16 protein-coding genes are annotated in these 18,740 nt (G+C 64.4%); 5 read left to right on the top strand and 11 right to left on the bottom strand.

Translation table 11 applies throughout. The annotated features are described in order from the left end of the window. Nucleotides 1-176 precede the first annotated feature (176 nt). The 6 genes from H163_RS0113800 to H163_RS0113825 all read right to left on the bottom strand — a co-directional run bounded on the left by H163_RS0113800 (nucleotide 177) and on the right by H163_RS0113825 (nucleotide 7,036). Nucleotides 177-1,181: a DctP family TRAP transporter solute-binding subunit gene (locus H163_RS0113800; protein ID WP_026355841.1), complete on the bottom strand. Its 1,005-nt coding sequence runs from the start codon at nucleotides 1,179-1,181 to the stop codon at nucleotides 177-179. 78 nt (nucleotides 1,182-1,259) lie between these two features. After that, nucleotides 1,260-2,537 (bottom strand): TRAP transporter large permease, encoded by a 1,278-nt coding sequence (locus tag H163_RS0113805; RefSeq protein ID WP_019965187.1) that lies wholly within the window; start codon nucleotides 2,535-2,537, stop codon nucleotides 1,260-1,262. Nucleotides 2,538-2,540: 3 nt separating this feature from the next. Next, nucleotides 2,541-3,074 carry a TRAP transporter small permease gene (locus tag H163_RS0113810; RefSeq protein ID WP_019965188.1) on the bottom strand — a complete coding sequence of 178 codons (534 nt, stop codon included), beginning with the start codon at nucleotides 3,072-3,074 and terminating at the stop codon, nucleotides 2,541-2,543. 7 nt (nucleotides 3,075-3,081) lie between these two features. Further along, complete coding sequence (locus tag H163_RS0113815) at nucleotides 3,082-4,248, bottom strand: fumarylacetoacetate hydrolase family protein (RefSeq protein WP_019965189.1); 1,167 nt, start codon at nucleotides 4,246-4,248, stop codon at nucleotides 3,082-3,084. Between the two features lie 569 nt (nucleotides 4,249-4,817). Beyond that, nucleotides 4,818-5,531: a FadR/GntR family transcriptional regulator gene (locus H163_RS0113820; protein WP_019965190.1), complete on the bottom strand. Its 714-nt coding sequence runs from the start codon at nucleotides 5,529-5,531 to the stop codon at nucleotides 4,818-4,820. Between the two features lie 32 nt (nucleotides 5,532-5,563). Continuing rightward, nucleotides 5,564-7,036, bottom strand: a complete 1,473-nt coding sequence (locus tag H163_RS0113825) for an FAD-binding oxidoreductase (protein ID WP_019965191.1) — start codon at nucleotides 7,034-7,036, stop codon at nucleotides 5,564-5,566. Nucleotides 7,037-7,256: 220 nt separating this feature from the next. On the opposite strand from H163_RS0113825, the gene denD reads away from it, so the two are divergent. Both denD and H163_RS0113835 read left to right on the top strand, forming a co-directional pair. Then, a complete protein-coding gene (gene denD / locus H163_RS0113830) occupies nucleotides 7,257-8,243 on the top strand; it encodes a D-erythronate dehydrogenase (protein WP_019965192.1) in 987 nt (328 codons plus the stop codon). Next, the gene (locus H163_RS0113835; protein WP_019965193.1) at nucleotides 8,240-10,024 is read left to right on the top strand and encodes an IlvD/Edd family dehydratase; all 1,785 of its coding nucleotides are present in this window, start codon (nucleotides 8,240-8,242) and stop codon (nucleotides 10,022-10,024) included. The genes denD and H163_RS0113835 overlap by 4 nt, the downstream gene beginning before the upstream one ends. Nucleotides 10,025-10,269: 245 nt before the next feature. Here the strand turns inward: H163_RS0113835 and H163_RS22845 are convergent, their stop codons facing one another. The 5 genes from H163_RS22845 to H163_RS22850 all read right to left on the bottom strand — a co-directional run bounded on the left by H163_RS22845 (nucleotide 10,270) and on the right by H163_RS22850 (nucleotide 15,212). Further along, a complete protein-coding gene (locus H163_RS22845) occupies nucleotides 10,270-11,067 on the bottom strand; it encodes a metallophosphoesterase (protein ID WP_019965194.1) in 798 nt (265 codons plus the stop codon). Nucleotides 11,068-11,086: 19 nt separating this feature from the next. Then, nucleotides 11,087-11,914: an ABC transporter permease gene (locus tag H163_RS0113845; protein ID WP_019965195.1), complete on the bottom strand. Its 828-nt coding sequence runs from the start codon at nucleotides 11,912-11,914 to the stop codon at nucleotides 11,087-11,089. Further along, nucleotides 11,911-12,732, bottom strand: a complete 822-nt coding sequence (locus tag H163_RS0113850) for an ABC transporter permease (protein WP_026355843.1) — start codon at nucleotides 12,730-12,732, stop codon at nucleotides 11,911-11,913. Before H163_RS0113850 ends, H163_RS0113845 begins: the two co-directional genes overlap by 4 nt. A gap of 242 nt (nucleotides 12,733-12,974) precedes the next feature. Continuing rightward, a complete protein-coding gene (locus H163_RS0113855) occupies nucleotides 12,975-14,120 on the bottom strand; it encodes an ABC transporter substrate-binding protein (protein ID WP_019965197.1) in 1,146 nt (381 codons plus the stop codon). 33 nt (nucleotides 14,121-14,153) lie between these two features. After that, the gene (locus H163_RS22850) at nucleotides 14,154-15,212 is read right to left on the bottom strand and encodes an ABC transporter ATP-binding protein (protein ID WP_019965198.1); all 1,059 of its coding nucleotides are present in this window, start codon (nucleotides 15,210-15,212) and stop codon (nucleotides 14,154-14,156) included. Between the two features lie 135 nt (nucleotides 15,213-15,347). Here H163_RS22850 and H163_RS0113865 point away from each other — a divergent pair, with 135 nt between their 5' ends. From H163_RS0113865 to H163_RS0113875, 3 genes are all read left to right on the top strand, one after another. Then, entirely contained in the window at nucleotides 15,348-16,349 is a 1,002-nt protein-coding gene (locus H163_RS0113865; protein ID WP_019965199.1) for a LacI family DNA-binding transcriptional regulator, read from the top strand. Between the two features lie 174 nt (nucleotides 16,350-16,523). After that, on the top strand, nucleotides 16,524-17,825 hold the full coding sequence (locus H163_RS0113870; protein WP_019965200.1) for an NAD(P)/FAD-dependent oxidoreductase: 1,302 nt from the start codon (nucleotides 16,524-16,526) through the stop codon (nucleotides 17,823-17,825). Nucleotides 17,826-17,844: 19 nt separating this feature from the next. Beyond that, nucleotides 17,845-18,729, top strand: a complete 885-nt coding sequence (locus tag H163_RS0113875) for a DUF1365 domain-containing protein (RefSeq protein ID WP_019965201.1) — start codon at nucleotides 17,845-17,847, stop codon at nucleotides 18,727-18,729. Nucleotides 18,730-18,740 lie beyond the last annotated feature (11 nt).

The following is an 18,740-nucleotide window of genomic DNA, read 5'->3' on the forward strand; positions in this document are numbered from 1 at the left end:
GCTCAAGGCGGCGGGATGCTGACGCATCACGCCTTGAAAGTGCTCAGGCGCCGCATGGGCTTGACCAACGGAAAAGACCCGCAACGTTGCCGCTGCGGGTCTCTGCGCTGGACTGCTGCAGATGGGCACCGCAGTCCGGGGGATGGGTCAGGAGGGGCAAGGCCCCTCCTTGAGGATCAGCCGCGGATCTTCGCCAGTTCCTGCTGCACGCGCTCGATCACATCGGCACCGATGGTGTCCTTGTGCTTTTCGTAGACCAGCTGAGACTTTTCGAGCATGCGCTTCTGCTCGTCTTCGCTGAGGGTGTTGAACTTGACGCCTTCTGCCTGGATCTTCTCCAGAGACTTCTGGTTCAGTTCACGGATCACCTTGCGCTCTTCATCGCGGCCAACGATGGCGCAGTCCCTCAAGGCAGCCTGCTCATCGGCGGTGTAGCTGTCGAAGATCGGCTTGGAGAACAGGAACAGGAATGGCGTGTAGGCGTGACGCGTCTCGCTGACATATTCCTGCACCTCGTAGAACTTCGAGGTGTCGATGGTGACATAGGGGTTTTCCTGCGCATCGATGGTCTTGGTTTCGAGCGCGGAGAAGACCTCGCCAAAGGCCATCGGCGTGGCATTGGCGCCGAAGTTCTGGAAGGTGTCGAGGAACACGTTGTTCTGCATCACGCGCACCTTCATGCCCTGCAGATCCTCCCACTTGGTGACAGGACGGCTGGAGTTGGACAGGTTGCGGAAGCCGTTTTCCCAATAGGCGAGATTGACGAGACCGGCCTCGGCCAGCTTGCCATTGAGGAACTCGCCGAACTCGCCATCCATCACGGCATCGGCTTCCTCGTTGCTGGCAAAGAGGAACGGCAGGTCGAAGACGCCGAGCGCCGTAACGATGCCGGCCAGCGGCGAGGACGAGGTGACGACGGCTTCCTGAACGCCGGCGCGCAGGGCCTGCGTTGCCTGCAGGTCGCCGCCGAGCGCGCCGCCCCAGAAAGCGGTCAGCTTCAGCTTGCCGCCGGACTTTTCGTCAAGGCAGGCCTGCATGGCATTGATGCCGTTGCCGACCGGATGGTCCGCATTGATGCCATTGGACACCCGCATGTTGCGGTCATTGAATTGCGCCGATGCCGGAACAGCGGCGGTCGCGGCAAACACCACAGCCGTGGTGGCGAGAAGCAGTTTCTTCATTGTGTCTTCCTCCCTTTTGATCAAGTTTTCCAGGCAGATGGCCACTCCTCTGACCGCCTGCCGGGGTTTCGCATGCGCCTAATGCAGCCAGGACAGCGGCACCAGCACCAGTTCCGGGAACAGGATCAGCAGCAGCAGCACTGCGATCTGTGACAGCAGGAAAGGCATGACGCCTGTCACCACCTTGCCGAGCGGCACCCTGGACACGCCGCTGACCACGTTGAGCACCACGCCAACTGGCGGCGTGATGAGGCCGATGCAGGTGTTCATGACGAAGAGAACACCGAAATAGACCGGATCAATGCCCGCCTGCTTGACGATGGGCATCAGCACCGGCGACAGGATCAAAATGGTGGGCGCCAGATCCAGCGCCGTTCCCACCACAAGCACCAGCATCATCATCACCAGCATCAGCAGCTTGGGCTGCTCGATCAGCGGGGCAATGTGGCGGGTGATCTCTGCCGGAATGTTCGCCGCCGTGATCAGCCAGGCCGACACCAGCGCCGCCGCCACGAGGAACATGACGATCGAGGTCGTCTTCGCCGCCCGCAGGATGACGAAGTAGAGATCGGCGGCCTTCAGTTCCCGGTAGACGAAAAGCCCGACCATCAGCGCATAGAAGGCGGCAATCACCGCCGCTTCCGTCGGCGTGACCACTCCCATGCGGATGCCGCCGAGAATGATCACCGGCATGCCCAACGCCCAGGCGGCGCGGCCCGTTGCCGCAAGGCGGACGGACATGGGCTGGCGCGGAAGCGTCTCCACCTTGGACCTGCGGACAAGGAAGGTCCAGGTCACGGCCAGAGCCACGCCCATCATGATGCCCGGCACGATGCCGCCCATGAACAGCTTGGTGATCGAGACGTTTGCAGCAACGCCGAAGATGATGAAGGCGAGCGACGGCGGAATGACCGGGGCGATGATGCCGCCCGCCGCCATGAGGCCGGCGGAGCGCGGCACGTCATAGCCCGCGCGGGCCATCATCGGCACCAGGATCGCGGCCAGAGCCGCCGTATCGGCCGCTGCCGAACCGGACAGGCTGGCCATGATGATCGCCGCCACGATGGCCACGAAGCCGAGGCCGCCGCGGATATGCCCGGCCCAGGCCAGCGCAAAGTCGATGATGCGGCGGGACAGGCCGCCGGAGTTCATCAGTTCACCGGCGAGGATGAAGAAGGGAATGGCCAGCAGCGTGAAGGTGTCCGCGCCGGAGATCATGTTCTGCGACACGATCTGCGTGTTGAACATGCCCATGTAGGACATGAGGATGACGCCGCAGAACATCAGCGCGAAAGCGACTGGCACACCGATGGCCATGGAACCCAGCAGGGAGCCGATGAAGACGAGAAGCGTCATGTGTCAGTGCTCCATCAGCTTGGCAGGGTCCACGTGCTCACCGGCGAACATGGCGATTTCCTTGTCCGTGGCGCGGCCCAGCAGGATGCGGATGAAGCGTTCCATCGAAATCAGGAACATGCCGCCACCGGTGAAGAAGCCGATGCCATAGACCCAGATCATCGGCATGCCGGTGACGGGGGCTGCCATGGAGGCATTGATGGGGAACTGCTTCCAGGTGCCCCAGAAGAAGATGGCGGAACAGGCCATGATGATGATGTTGACCAGCGCCATGCAGAAGAGGCGCCCGCGCCGGGAGAAATGCACCACCAGCGTCTCGATGCCGAGATGGGAGTTCTCCCGGAAGGTCACGACCGCACCGATGAAGGTGAGCCAGACGAAGAAGTACCGCGCCAGCTCTTCCGAGACGACGAGGCCGGAATTCATGCCGTAGCGCAGGACCACATTGACGAAGACCATGATGGCCATGGAGGCCAGCAGGAAGACGAGGACCGCTTCCAGCGTGCGGTAGAAAAGGCGGGTGAGGGTCGCGATCATGGCTCCCTCACACCTTGTCCGCCAGCCCGCGGCGGGCAAGGTTGCGGAACAGCTCACGCAGGCCGAAAGTCCATTCCGGGCAGGCATCCGTGCGGTCGATCCAGTTGACCAGACGTCCCAGCTTCGGCGTGTGGATCTCCACCCGGTCGCCAATCTCGTGGGTGAAGCCCTGCCCCACCCCGCGCCGGTCCTTGACGGGCGCAAACATGGTGCCGAGGAACAGCACTGCCCCGTCCGGATACTGGTGATTGCGGTTGCGCAGCTGACCGGCCAGTTCCTCCGGCGAGCGGCTGATGGCTTCCATCGGGCTTTCTCCCGTCATCACGAACCCGTCCTCGCCCTCCACCAGCAGCGACACCCGCACCTTGCGCAGGTCATCGATGGTGAAGCCCTCATCGAACAGGCGGATGAAGGGGCCGATGGCGCAGGAGGCGTTGTTGTCCTTCGCCTTGCCGAGCAGCAGCGCGGAGCGGCCCTCCACATCGCGCAGGTTCACGTCATTGCCGAGGGTAGCGCCGAGAATGGCACCGTCCGAGCGAACCGCCAGAACCACCTCCGGCTCCGGATTGTTCCACTCGGAAATGGGATGGATGCCAGCCTTGGCACCGCAGCCAACAGATGACATGGGCTGGGCCTTGGTGAAGATCTCCGCATCGGGGCCAATGCCCACTTCCAGATATTGCGACCACAGACCCATGTCCTGCAGCAGCGCCTTGACCTTGCGGGCCTCTTCGGACCCCGCCTTGACGCCGCGCAGACTGCCGCCCAGCACCGGGGCCAGCCGCTCGCGGATTTCCAGCGCACGGGAACTGTCACCCTTGGCCTGCTCCTCGATCACCCGCTCCAGCATGCTGTCGGCAAAGGTGACGCCTGCGGCCTTGACGGATTGCAGATCGATGGGCGCCAGCAACTGTCCGGCGCTGCCATCAAGGAACGCGTCCAGCGGCCCCAGATCCGGCAGGCCTGACGCCTGCTTCAGCCGTGCGGCGATCTCCGGCATTTCAAAAAGGGAGGAAACGGTGGCGGCAATGCCGGTCAGGTTGAGCACCTGCCCATCGCGGATCAGCACCGGGCAAGGCCCGTCTTCCGCCTTCGACCAGACGCGGCCAACGAGCACGGCGTCCTGCGCATCGGCAGGCAGAATTCCAGATGCAGTAACAGCTTGACCGGCCACCAGAGCCCTCCTCCCCAAATCCCCGCCCGGCAAGGCAGCGCCTCCACGCGTCAGAGCCTCGCGGCCTCTTGCCGGATTGTCTGGATGTCATACAATCAGATTTATGTTTCTTAGCAATATGGCGCCGGGCTTGTCCAGCCCGTGGCACCGCCTGTGTGCAACTTCAGCGAAGATGTGCGAACGCCCTGCGGGATTGCGCAGCTAAGGCCCCGCCCCAGGACATCAAGAGCTTGCCGAACCGCAGTCTGAAAATTGAGGGGCTTATTCAGGCGAAAGACTGCCCCGGCCTCTTTGCCACGCCTTCAACGGCAGCCCGCAGCCATTGCCCTGCATCACAGCAACCGTCGGTTTCGCAAGACCCAACCATTTCGTCATGCCATGGCCCCGACCATGGCATCCATTCCATGACCTTGCCGCACCCGAGAGGCAGCAAATATTCCCCATATCTAAAAGCAAATGACTTTCGGATCGCAAGGGCATGGATGCCATGGCCGGGGCCATGGCATGACGAAATATGAAAGTTTCGAACGCGAAATCTAATATCTGAGCTGCAGACAGAGAGAGATACGTCAATAGATCTCGAGATTGAGCGCGATACGGCTTGCAGCGCCTGTCAGATGCTTGCGCATGGCGGCGCGGGCGGCCATTGCATCCCGGCTGGCGATGGCGTCACGCACGGCCACATGTTCGGCGATGGTGATTTCGACAATCTCTTCCAGCACGGCGCTGGCCCGCGCCGCATTGATGGCGAGGCTGATGCGCTCGGCGATGAAGCCGATGAACATGCCGAAATAGGCATTGCCGGTGGCATCGGCGACGGCCCGGTGGAAGGCAAGATCGGCAATGATGCCCTGCTCCGTCCACTTCTCCGCCCCGGTCATCTGCGCCAGCGCCTCGTCCAGCCGGGCGAGGTCTTCGGCCGTATGATGCAGGGCAGCAAGTCCGGCCGCCTCGATCTCCAGCGGCAGGCGCAGCTGGAACAGGTCACGGAAGCTCTCCCGGTCGTCCAGATCGTCCTGGGCAATGCGGATCGGCCGCGCCTGCGGCTCCGTCACGAAGGCGCCGACGCCCTGCCGGGTTTCCACCAGCCCCTCGTTGCGCAGCTGGGCAATGGCCTCACGCACCACCGTGCGGCTGACGCCAAGGGTCTTGGCCAAAGCATGTTCCGTCGGCAACCGGTCACCGGGCTTGATCCGGCCCTCGCTGATGTCGCGGGCGATCTGCGCCGCAATGCGTGCAGGCAGATGTTCACTGCGCCGGATCTGTTCCATGCCGATGGCCATTCCCTGTCCTGTCTTCTGGGCGATCAGCGCCTTTACCCCGAAACCCCGCCCAAATTCAATTGGCAGCCGGGATTCATGATGCCTTGCGGATCGATTGCCGCCTTGAGAGAGGTCAGAAGCTGACGTTGCACTGGCTGCAGCAGCGCCTCGAAATCAGGCTTCTTCAGCCGGCCGATGCCATGTTCGGCGCTGATCGAGCCGCCGAATCCGTCCAGCACGGCGTTGAGCACGGTCTTGGCCTGATAGATCCGCGCATCCGCCTCTTGCCTTGTGAGGCCCGCTGGCGGCAGCACATTGAGATGCACGTTGCCATCGCCCACGTGGCCATAGGAGACGCAGGTGCAGTCGGGCAGCGCCGCATGGATGGCGGCCTCCGCCTCGCGCACGAAATCCGGCACGCGCGACAGGGGCACGGAGACATCCGTGCGCAGGTGCCGCCCGCGCTTTGCCTGCCCCTCGTTCATTCCCTCGCGGAAAAGCCAGAGAGTGCGCGCCTGCGCCTGCGAGGCCGCAACCACCCCGTCCACCACCAGCCCGTCGGCCATGACGCCCTCGAGGAATCGGCTCATCAGATCGTCCACATCGACGAGCCCGGAGCCGGAAATCTCCATCAGCACATAGGCCGGATAGTCAGCCGCCATCGGCATGGGCAGGTCCGCAATGGCCTCCTGCGCCAGGGTGAAAGCCAGCGGCGGCATGAATTCGAAGGCCGACATCAGGTCGCAGCAGTCGCGCCGCGCCCGCCGGTAAAGCCGGATGGCATCCTCCAGCGCATTGAGCCCCAGCAAGGCGGTGGCCACCTGATCCGGCTGCGGCAAGAGCTTGACGGCCACGGCTGTGACGATGCCGAGCGTGCCTTCTGCCCCGATGAAAAGCTGCTTCAGGTCGATGCCCCGGTTGTCCTTGCGAAGGGCAGAGAGGCCATCGAAAATGCTGCCGTCCGGCAGCACCACCTCCAGCCCCAGCACCAGCTCCCGCGTCATGCCATAGCGCAGCACGTTAATGCCGCCGGCATTGGTGGAGACATTGCCGCCGATGCGGCAGGAGCCCTGAGCCCCCAGCGACAGCGGGAAGAACAGCCCTGCCTCCGCCACCTTGTCCTTGAACTCCGACAGCACCGCCCCGGCCTCGACCACGGCGGAAAAATCATCGGCATCCAGACGGCGGATGGCGGTCATCCGCTCAAGGCTCAGCACCACCTGCCCTGCCGGATCATCCGGCGTTGCGCCAAGCACCAGCCCGGTGTTGCCACCCTGCGGCACGAGGGAAAGCCCCAGCGCGGCCACGGCCTTCACCGCCCGCGCCACATCTTGCGTGGAGCGTGGCCGCAGCACGGCAACGGCGCCGGTTTCCACATCCCCATGCCAGTCGCGGCAATAGCGGGCCACATCAGCGCCCGTCAGCACCATATCCGCGCCAAGCGCATCCTCCAGCCTTGCCGCCACGGCTGCGCATGCGGCTTCAGGCTGGCCTGTTCCCTGCGGGTGTTCCATCACATCCGTCATTGTTCCGGTCCCGTATGCCGCCACGGCGCGATGCCGGTCTTCTCCACCGGGCGCCTGTGCAGACAATCACTCTGGCTGTTTTCAAATCCATCATATAAGGTTATCAGACAACCTTACAAATGGTTTCCACACGCTGCCGCACACCGGTCCGGCAGCGCTGCGGATGGAGGAAAGGCAGCCTCCCAAGCGGCTGCAATTGAGGATGCGGAGGAGAGAGCGCATGCATGTTCTGATCATTGGTGCAGCTGGAATGGTGGGCCGCAAGCTGGCTGAGCGTCTGGCAAGGGATGGCCAGCTGGGCGGCAAGTCCGTGGACCGGATGACACTGGCCGATGTGATCGAGCCTTCCGCGCCCGCAGGCTTTTCCGGCCAGGCAACGCTGGAGACGGCAGACCTCTCCGTTCCCGGCACCTCGGAGCGGCTGATTGCAGACCGCCCGGACGTGATCTTCCATCTTGCCGCCATCGTGTCGGGCGAAGCCGAACTTGATTTCGACAAGGGCTACCGCATCAACCTTGACGGCACGCGCTATCTCTTCGACGCCATCCGCCTCGCCCACGGGGCAGACGGATATTACCCGCGCATGGTCTTCACCTCGTCGGTCGCCGTCTTCGGTGCGCCCCTGCCCTATCCCATCTCCGACGACTTCCACACCACGCCGCTGACAAGCTATGGCACGCAGAAGGCGATCTGCGAGCTGCTGCTGTCCGACTATTCCCGCCGCGGCTTCTTCGATGGCGTCGGCATCCGCCTGCCGACGATCTGCATCCGCCCCGGCAAGCCGAACAAGGCCGCCTCCGGCTTCTTCTCCAACATCCTGCGCGAGCCGCTCATCGGCGAAGAAGCCGTGCTGCCGGTGCCGGAGGACATCCGCCACTGGCACGCATCGCCGCGCTCGGCCGTTGGCTTCCTGCTGCATGGCGCCACCATTGACACCGGCCTCGTCGGCCCGCGCCGCAATCTCTCCATGCCCGGCGTCAGCGCCACGGTGGGCGAGCAGATCGAGGCCCTGCACCGCATTGCCGGCGAAAAGGCCGTGAAGCTGATCCGCCGCGAGCCGGACGAGATGATCATCCGCATGGTCTCCGGCTGGGCCCCCGGCTTCGAGGCCACCCGCGCCACGGCGCTTGGCTTCACCGCCGAAACCTCCTTTGATGAAATCATCCGCGTCCACATTGAGGACGAGCTGGGAGGCCGCATCGCATGAGCGGTGACAGCAAACCCGCCCGCCGCCTGCGCTCGCAGGACTGGTTCGACAATCCGGACCATCTGGACCTGACGGCGCTCTATCTGGAACGTTTCATGAATTATGGAACGACGCCGGAAGAACTGCGCTCGGGCAAGCCCATCATCGGCATTGCCCAGTCCGGCAGCGATCTCAACCCCTGCAACCGGCATCACATGGATCTGGCCAAGCGCGTGCGCGACGGCATCCGGGATGCTGGCGGCATTCCCATCGAGTTTCCGACCCATCCGCTGTTCGAGAACTGCAAGCGCCCGACGGCGGCGCTGGACCGGAACCTCGCCTATCTCGGTCTGGTGGAAATCCTCTATGGCTATCCGCTGGATGGGGTGGTGCTGACCACCGGCTGCGACAAGACCACACCCTCGGCCCTGATGGCCGCGTCCACCGTGGATATTCCCGCGATTGTCCTGTCCGGCGGGCCGATGCTGGATGGCTGGCATGACGGGGAGCTGGCGGGCTCGGGCACCGTCATCTGGCGCTCGCGCCGCAAATATGGCGCGGGCGAAATCACCCGCGAGCAGTTCCTGGAAGCGGCTCTGAGCAGCGCGCCTTCCATCGGCCATTGCAACACCATGGGCACGGCGCTGACCATGAATTCCATGGCCGAAGCGCTCGGCATGTCGCTGACCGGCTGCGCCGCCATTCCCGCCGCCTACCGGGAGCGCGGCCAGATGGCTTACCGCACCGGACGGCGGGCGGTGGAACTGGTGCTGGAGGACATGCGCCCCTCGAAGATCCTGACGCGGGAGGCCTTCCTAAACGCTGTGCGGGTGAACTCCGCCCTTGGCGGCTCCACCAATGCCCAGCCGCATCTGATGGCCATGGCCAAGCATGCGGGCGTTGACCTCAGGCCCGAGGACTGGCAGCTGCACGGCTATGACATTCCGCTTCTGGCCAATGTGCAGCCGGCCGGCGCCTATCTCGGCGAGCGCTTCCACCGGGCGGGCGGTGTTCCGGCCATCATGTGGGAGCTGATGCAGGCGGGCAAGCTCGACACCGGCTGCCTGACCGTCACGGGCCGCAGCATGGGCGAAAACCTTGACGGCTGCGAGGCCACCGACCGCGAGGTCATCCGCCCCTACGCCGCCCCGATGAAGGAGCGCGCCGGGTTCCTCGTGCTGAAGGGCAATCTCTTCGACTTCGCCATCATGAAGATGAGCGTCGTCTCGGAAGATTTCCGCAAACGCTATCTGAGCGAACCGGGCCGCGAAGGCATCTATGAGGGCAAGGCCGTGGTCTTCGACGGTTCGGAGGATTACCACGCCCGTATCAACGATCCCGCGCTCGGCATCGACGAGCGCACCATTCTGGCCATCCGGGGCGCAGGCCCGCTGGGCTGGCCGGGCTCGGCGGAAGTGGTCAACATGCAGCCGCCCGATCACCTGCTGAAGCGCGGCATCACCAGCCTGCCGACCATCGGCGATGGCCGCCAGTCCGGCACCGCCGACAGCCCGTCGATCCTCAACGCTTCGCCCGAAAGCGCCGCTGGCGGCGGCCTTGCCTTCCTGCGCAGCGGCGACACCATCCGCATCGACTTCAACACCGGCCGCTGCGACATGCTGGTGGATGAGGCGGAGATCGAACGCCGCAAGGCCGAAGGCATTCCGCCAGTGCCGCCCTCGGCCACGCCCTGGCAGAAGATCTACCGCGAAACGGTCACCCAGCTCGCCGATGGCGCCACCATCCGCGATGCCGAAACCTTCCGCGGCCTTGCAGCCACCCCACCGCGTCACAACCACTGACGCAACCCCATGCGTCCATCACAGGCCCCGGCACAAGGCCGGGGCGGCCTGGTGGGGGGGGGCAAGGCGGAGTTTCATGTCCACCCGGAGCGCACCTTGCGCAGCACTAATGCGCCGGGTTCAGGCAAAACCAAGCACTCCGCGCCGTCCCGGCCTTGTGCCGGGACCTGTCAGGGCCTCCAAAGACCATCGGCTTTCTGTGCTCACACTGGCAAAAGAGAAAGCCGGGAACGAGCGCCCCCTCCTCACCCCAGATCAATCATCCGGGGACTGGTGATCACGCCGCCGAAGCCGGTGATGTGGTGGAGCCAGTAGACATAGGGCTCTGCGGACAGCGGCGGTTCGCTGGTCCAGCCGAGGCCGGGGGCATATTGAAAGGCGGGGCTGCCGGCGATGGCGGCGAAGTGCCCGGCAAAGCTGGTGATCAGCGGCCGGTGCACATGGCCCGTCAGCAGGCGCAGGTGGCCGGGAAAACCGGCCAGAAGCGTGCGCAGCTCGTCTCTTCCCGCCGTAAGCGTCATCCAGTCCCAGGCAGGTGAGGCAAGGCCGAAGGGCGGGTGATGCAGCATGAAGAAGGTGACGCCGGAGGTGGTCTCTTCCCGCGCCTTTTCGTCGGCGAGACGCTCGGCCAGCCAGCCAAGACGCCCGGCGCAAAGCTCCCCCTCGACCTTGCCCGGAATGATCGTATCAAGGCCAATGACACGAATGCCCTTGTGCACCATGTCGAAATTGAGGAACGGCTCCGGCGTGAAGGGAATGGTGCCCGCGAAAGCTGCGCGCATGGCCTCGCGCCGGTCGTGATTGCCCGGCACCACAAGCACGGGAGCGTCAAACCGGGCCAGCATCTGCCGGGCCAGCGCATAGTCTTCCGCGCTGCCACAGTCAGCCAGATCGCCGGAGATCAGCACCAGATCCGGCTGCGGCGTCAGGCTGGCGGCATCCGCCAGAACCCTCTCCACCGCCGCCACCGTATCGGGGCGCGGATGGGCGCTTTCCTTGTCTGCGGCGAAGAGATGAAAGTCGGAGAAATGAAGGATGTACATGCCCTGAAAGGTCTTTCAGTCAGCGGCCGATGCGCGAGAGCACATCCGCCTTCAGGAAGCGTTCGATGACCAGCATGAAGCCGACGGAGGGGATCAGGAGGATCAAGGCGGTGATGGCGGCGATCTGGTAATTGCCGCCCATGCTGGCGTTGAACATCAGGATCGGCAGGGTCGAGATATCCGGCGCACCGACGAAATAGGTGCCGGTGAACTCGTCGATGCTGTCGAGGAAGACGAAGATCGACGCGGCCATCAGCCCCGGAAAGGCCTGCGGCAGGGTAATGTCCCGGAAGGTGCGCAAGGGCCCGGCCCCGAGGTTGCGCGCGGCTTCCTCCATGCTGCGGTCCACCGCGCTGAAGGAAGCCGTGGCGATCCACACCGCATAGACAAGACCGGGCAGCGAATGCACCAGCACCACGCCGAAAAGCGTGCCGTTGAGCCCGAGGCCGTAGAAGATCGCGGCGATGTTGACGAAGATCGGCAGCGACGGGAAAGCCTGCGGCAGCAGGAAGATCAGCATGATGAAGCTGCGGGCGGGCAGCGCCAGCCGCGCCAGCGCATAACCGGCCGGAATGGACAGGGCCATCGAGAGGCCGACGGTCGCCGCCGCGATGGAGACAGAGTTCCACAGCGACTCCCACGCCCCCGCACGTGGACGGAACACCCGGCTCCAGAACTCGAAGCCCCAGCGGGTCGGCCACTGGTTGGGATAGAACCACTGTTCGGCAAAGGCCCAGATGGCGAGGTTGGTCAGTGGGCCGAAGACAATGAAGGCCACCAGCCCCATGGCAAGGGCAAGGCCGAGGGTGGCGCCCGCCTTGCGGGCAAAGCTTGAGAGAGCGGTCATTGGCCTGCCTTTGCCTTGAGCGTCATGCGCAGGTAAGCCCAGGCCGCCACTGCCGTCAGCAGATAGGAGAAGAGGCCGAGCGCATTGGCGACGGCATAGTCGCCGTAATAGGTGACCCGGTGGGCCATCATCGCGGTCATCATGGTGGGATTGCCGGAGATCAACATGGCGGGCACGGACAGCACCGACATGATGGTGACGAGCGACAGCACCAGCGCCACCAGCAGCTGCGGGCGCACCTGAGGCAGCACGATTTCAAACAGGCAGCGCAGCCGCCCTGCCCCAAGATTGCGCGCCGCCTCGATGGTGGAGCGGTCAAGCGAAGCCATGGCCCCGGCCAGCAGCAGCGTGACGAAAGGCACCTGCTTCCAGGCAAAGGTCAGCACCAGGCCACGCCAGTCGAGCAGGCTCTGCGCCGTCGCCGCATCCATCAGCCCCGTGTCCACCAGCAGCGTGTTCAGCATGCCGTTGCGGGCCAGGAACGAGCGCGCCGTCTGCCCGGCGACGATGAAAGGAATGAACAGCGGCCAGCGGTAGAGCCAGCGCAGCAGCGGCACGGCCCAGCGGCTTTCGCCCAGCGTCAGATAGCCGGCAATGGCGATGGAGGCGGCTGCAATCAGCGCCAGCGAGCCAAGCGCAACGAGAATGGAGAAGATGATATCGCCGCTGTAGAACTCCAGCGCCTTGGCGATATTGACCGTCGAAAAGCTGCCATCGCCATCCTGAAAGGCGGTGACGAGCGAGCGCAGCAGCGGCGCGGCATAGAGCAGGCCGATGGCCGTGAGCGCGGGGGCAACGAGCAGCAGCCCGGCGCCCATGCCAGCCCAGCGGCTGAACAGCCCGCTCGCGGCGGTCTGTCCGGTCCGCAGCGTGTCAGCGGCAGAATGTGCAGTCATGAGGCATTTCCTCTGAGCCGGTTTGTCCGCACTGCGGCCCCGGCCTGTTCCCTGAAAGGCAGATGCCCGGCCCGGCGGGGAGCCGGGCCAGACGGGATTAGAAGAGTGGCTGCTGGAGACGCGCGGATCAGAGTGCCAGCAGGCCCTCCCCCGCAAGTCATCCCTTACTTGGCGACGTTCTTCTCGTAGGCTTCCAGAATGGCCGCGAAGTACTTGGCCTGCGGCATGGACCAGCCGCGCTCGGCCAGCGTTTCCGGGGTCACGTCGGCAAACAGGCGGTTCCATTCGGCGTCCGTCAGCTCGCTCTTGACGTTCTGCGGATCGATGCCGGGGAACCAGTTGAAGCGGCGCACGATGCCGTCAGCCTGCACAGCCGGGCTGGTGGCGAAGGCGATGAATTCCTTGGCGAGTTCCGGCTGCGCAGCCTTGGCCGGCACCGTGTAGTACATCGGCTGGCCCGGCATGCCCGGCGACAGGATCATCAGCTTCAGGTTCGGGTTCAGGCGGCCATCGGCAACCCAGGTGTAGAACATGTCCATCCACACCGGGCCCATGGCGATTTCGCCGCGGTTCATGGCATCCAGCGTGCCGGCGTTGCCGGGGGTCATGACAACGCTCTGGTTGAAGTCGCGCAGCGAGGTGAGTGCAGGCTCCCACTTGGCAGCGGCATCGTCAGCCCACGGCCCGTTGCGGATTTCGTCAGCCGTGCCGGAGAAGGCATACATCCAGCCGAAGACGAAGCCGACGCCGGCCATGCCGCCGGTGATGCCGTTGTAGCCGAACTTGCCCGGATTCTCCTTCACCCACTTGGCCAGTTCCTCATAGGACTGCGGCGGGTTGGCGATCACGTCCGGATTGTAGGCGATGGCGATCTGGCTGTGGAACATCGGCATGACATAGCCGGAGACATTCACGCCGAGGGAGTTTTCAGCCGTTTCGCGGGTGACGAGCTTGGCGGTGGCAAGGCCGTCGCGGTAGCTCGACAGCAGCTTTTCCTCGACCATCTTGCCGGCCATGCGCTGATGCACGACGGCGACGTCCACATCCCACACGTCCTTGCCCTTCTGGGCGTCGATCTTTTCATAGATCGCCTGGCTGCCGCCATCGCCCGGGCCGGTGCCGACCGCGCGCACGGTCACGCCCGGATGGGTCTCCTCGAACTTCGGTCCGAGGTAGTCATTGATATAGTCCACCATGTTGGTGTCACCGGCGGTGATCACCGTCAGGGTCTGGGCCGACACGCTGGTCGCCAGAGCCGTCGTAAGGGTCGTGGCTGCCAGCATGCTGGCAAGGGCAATCCTGAGTTTCATGACTGTCTTCCCTGAGGTTCGTGAGTGGGAAAATTAGTGCCGTGTCTCCAGCACAGCCCCGTGGAGCGTGCCCTGAAGCAGGCGGTTTTCGGCATCGAAGCTCATCAGCATGGATGCCGGAACGGTGAGGGACGCATCAGCGCCCGCAGCGATGGGCACGGGCGAGCAGCCCGACAGGCTCTCCCCGGCAGAATCGATGGTGATCTGGTAGGTGCCGCCCGCATAGGCGCAAGCGCTGACATGCCCCTTTCGCAGCAGCGCCGGACCTTCGGGCAGAACCTCCGCCGAAGTGAACGCGCGTGCAACGTCGGTGCGGAACCCGGCCAGCCTGGTGAAGGCCGCAACCGGATCGCCATGGCGGAAGGCCGTGACATTGCTGACACCGAGAAACTCAGCCGCCTCAAGATCCGCCGGGGCGCCGTACAGCTCCTCCGGGCTCGCCACCTGCACGATCTGCCCCTTGCGCATCAGGACGATACGGTCGGCCATGGCCAGCGCCTCGTCCTGGTCGTGGGTGACCATGATGGTGGTGATGCCGACCTTCTGCTGCAGGCGGCGCAGCTCGCCGCGCAGGCTGCGGCGGATGGAGGCGTCGAGGTTCGACAGCGGCTCGTCCAGCAGCAGCAGCGGCGGATCAATGATCAGCGCCCGGCCCAGAGCCACGCGCTGGCGCTGGCCGCCGGACAGGCTGGTGACGGCGCGGCCGCCATAGCCCTCAAGGCCCAGCAGCGCCAGAACCTCCTCTGCCCGCCGCTCCCGTTCGGCCTTGCCAAGGCCGCGCAGCTTCAGCGGATAGGTCAGGTTTCCGGCGACCGACATATGCGGCCACAGGGCGTAGGACTGGAATACCATGGCCGTCTGGCGCGCCTCGGGCGCAAGACCGGCGATGGAGCGTCCGCCCACGGTGATATCCCCTGCGCTCAGCGGGGCGAACCCTGCAATGGAGCGCAGCAATGTTGTCTTGCCGCAGCCTGAAGGGCCAAGCAGGCAGGTGAAGGTGCCCGCTGGCACCTCCAGCGAGATGCCGTCGAGAATGAGAGACTGCCCAAGGCGAATGGACACCTCCTCCAGTGACAGCGCTTCAGTTCCCATGGGGACCTCCTCCGATTGAAAGCGCGTTCAATCTATGTTCAGCGCATGACGGTTTTATGTCAACTCGATTTGCAAAGAGCCATTTTTTGTGCGATGCAGGATATGCACGCGTTTGCAAAATGAGCCGGAGAAGGAATGCGCGTCACCGCCGATGATGTTGCCGAAGCCGCAGGCGTTTCCCGCGCCATGGTTTCCCGCGCCTTCACGGAAGGAGCGCCCATTGCTGCCCGCAAACGTGCCCACGTGCTCGCCGTGGCAGAATCCCTCGGTTACCGCCCCAACCGCATCGCCCGTGGCCTCACCGGCAGCCAGACCGGCCTCATTGCCCTTGTGGTCGGCGCCGTCTCCCGCCCCTATGAAGCCTGGCTCCTGGAAACAATGAGCCGGGAAATCCGCGCGGCCCGCAACTGGCCGCTGCTGCTGCAGGTGCAGCCGGGCGATGAACTGGACAATGCGCTGGAAGACGCCCTCGCCTATCAGGTGGATGGCGCCATCGTCGCCGCCGGATCGGTCAGCCCGGCACTGGCCGAACGCTGCCGCAACTCCGGCGCGCCGATTGTCATGGTCGGGCGCATCATGCCGGGCGGCGATACGGATGCCGTGTGCTGCGACAACCGGCTGGGGCTGGAACTGCTGGTGGATCATCTGGCATCAAGTGGCCGCAACAAGCTCGCCTGGATCGGCGGCACACCGGAAACCTTCTCCAACATCGAGCGGCATGACGGGTTGATGCAGGCACTGGCCCGGCGCGGCATGAAGCTGCTCGCAGCACGCCAGGGCGACTATTCCGTCGACAGTGGCCTTGCGCAGGCCCTCACCCTGCTGACGGCGCCGGAAAAGCCCGACGCCATTCTTTGCGGCAATGATGCCATGGCCCTTGGCGCCATCGCCGCCGCCCGCCGCCTTGGCCTCAGCGTGCCCGGTGATGTGGCCATTGCCGGCTTTGATGACATCCCCGCCGCCGCGTGGGAGCCCTATCAGCTGACCACCGTGCGCAATCCGGTTTTGGAAACCACCCGCGAGGCGCTCCGCCTCCTGCGCCAGCGCATTGATGGCCACGGCGGAACGCAAGGGTCAGACCCTGCCGCCGAAATCGTCCGCCTCGCCCCGGAACTGGTCATCCGCCAGAGCGCCTGAGGCGGAACGGGCTGCTTCGCCCCTCTGGCACGGCCTGTTTTCTCCCCTCCACTCACAACAAAAATTCCTGTCCGTGATCCGCACGTGCGGGCGCAGCGTAAGATCTCGCAATACAAGGCATTTCCCCGCTGCCCCACCTTTGGGACGTCCCGTCCCGCATGACAAGGATACAGAATGCGGATTGCAGTCATCGGTTCCGGTATCTCGGGCAACAGCGCAGCCTGGGCCCTCAGTGGCCATCACGAAATCACCGTTTACGAAAAGCGCCTGCGCCCCGGCGGGCACAGTGCCACGGTCGATATCGATTATGACGGCGCCGCCATTTCGGTGGACACGGGCTTCATCGTCTACAACGAGCTGAACTACCCGAACCTGACCGCACTCTTTGCCCATCTGGGGGTTGAAACCGAAGCCAGCGACATGAGCTTTGCCCTGTCGGTGGATGAAGGACGGCGTGAATGGGCCGGCACCAACCTGCGCACCATCTTCGCCCAGCGGCGCAACATGGTCTCGCCGCGCTTCCTGTGGATGCTGCGCGAGATCCTGCGCTTCAACCGCCAGTGCGCCGCAGATCTCGCCTCGGGCTATCTGACGGGCATGAGCCTTGGCGATTACATGCGCGCCCGCAAGTTCTCCGCCGCCTTCATTGAAGACTACCTGGTGCCGATGGGCGCGGCGATCTGGTCCACCCCGGCCTCAGAAATGCTGGCCTTCCCGGCCGCCTCCTTCGTTTCCTTCTTCGAAAATCACCGGCTGATCAACTTCGACCGGCCGCAGTGGCGCACGGTGTCCGGCGGCAGCCGCAACTATGTGCAGCGCCTGCTGGAGCCGCTGCGCGGCCATGTGCGCCTTGGCTCACCCGTCACCAATGTGCGCCGTGCGGATGGCAAGGTGCATGTGCGCGATGCCTCGGGCCACGAAGACATTTTCGATCACGTCATCCTCGCAAGCCATACGGACCAGACGCTGGCCATGCTGGATGATGCGAGCGAGGACGAGCGCCGCATTCTCTCGGCCATCCGCTACCGGCCCAATGCGGTCTATCTGCACCGGGACGAAAGCCTGATGCCCAAGCGCAAGAGCGTCTGGGCTTCCTGGAACTATCTTGCCCGCACCGGCTCGGCGGAAGGAACGGATGTGGCCGTGTCCTACTGGATGAACCGGCTGCAGAACATTGACACCAGCCGCCCGCTGTTCGTCACCCTCAATCCTCCGCATGAGCCGCGTGAGGATCTGACTTTCGCCCGCTTCACCTATGACCATCCGCAGTTTGATGCGGGCGCTCTTGCAGCGCAGCAGGAACTCTCACGGATACAGGGCGTTTCCAACACGTGGTATTGTGGGGCATGGCAAGGGCACGGCTTCCATGAGGACGGTCTTGTTTCCGGCCTCAAGGTTGCCACTGCCCTTGGCGCGGAACTTCCCTGGCGCTCTGCGGTCACCGGCTCCTCCGGTCTCGCGGAAGCTGCCGAATAAGGCAGGACGCAGCATGGCTATGCGCAGCAATACAGACCAGCACGGCCAGACCCGCATGAGCGGCAACGGCCCGGCTCCGGCAGAGGCGGCAAGCCTCTATGCCGGGCAGGTCATGCATGCGCGCATGAAGCCTGTGCCGCACCGCTTCAGCTATTCCGTCTTCTGCCTGCTGATCGATCTGGACCGGCTGGAAGTCGCTGGCCTGCAGAGCTGGTTCTTCTCGCACCGCCGCTTCAATCTTCTGTCCTTCCACGAAAAGGACCACGGCCCCCGGGACGGATCGGATCTCAGGTCGCATGTGGACCGGCTGCTGGCGGAGAAAGGCGTGGCCCGCCCCGCACGTGTCCTGCTGCTGTGCTATCCGCGCATGCTGGGCTATGTGTTCAATCCGCTCAGCGTCTATTACGCCTATGACGGCGAAGGCACGCTGACAGGCATCGTCTATGAGGTGCGCAACACCTTCGGCGACCTGCACACCTATGTGGCGCCCGTGACAGCGGACCAGGTGAGCGAGGCGGGGATCCGGCAGACGCAGGACAAGCAGTTCTACGTCTCGCCCTTCCTGGACATGGTGCAGACCTATCACTTCCGCATGATGCCGCCGGGTGAAAGCGTGCGTGTACGGATTCTGGAGACGGACCCGGACGGCCCCTCTCTGGCCGCGACCTTCCACGGCAATCACAGCCCTCTGACCGGCCACGTCATCCTGCGCGAATGCCTGAGGATGCCGTTCATGACGCTCAAGGTCATGGCGGGTATTCACTGGGAGGCCTTGAAGCTCTGGCTTAAGGGTATACGTTTTCATTCAAAGACATCTGCCACCGCACCTGCGGCAGGCAGCGGCGCGCAAAAGGCCAAAGAGGCAAACGCGTCCGCACATGAACAGTTTTACGGGAAAGCCTGATGGAGACCGAC

Origin of the sequence: Pannonibacter phragmitetus DSM 14782 (assembly GCF_000382365.1) — a bacterium.
GTDB lineage: Bacteria > Pseudomonadota > Alphaproteobacteria > Rhizobiales > Stappiaceae > Pannonibacter > Pannonibacter phragmitetus.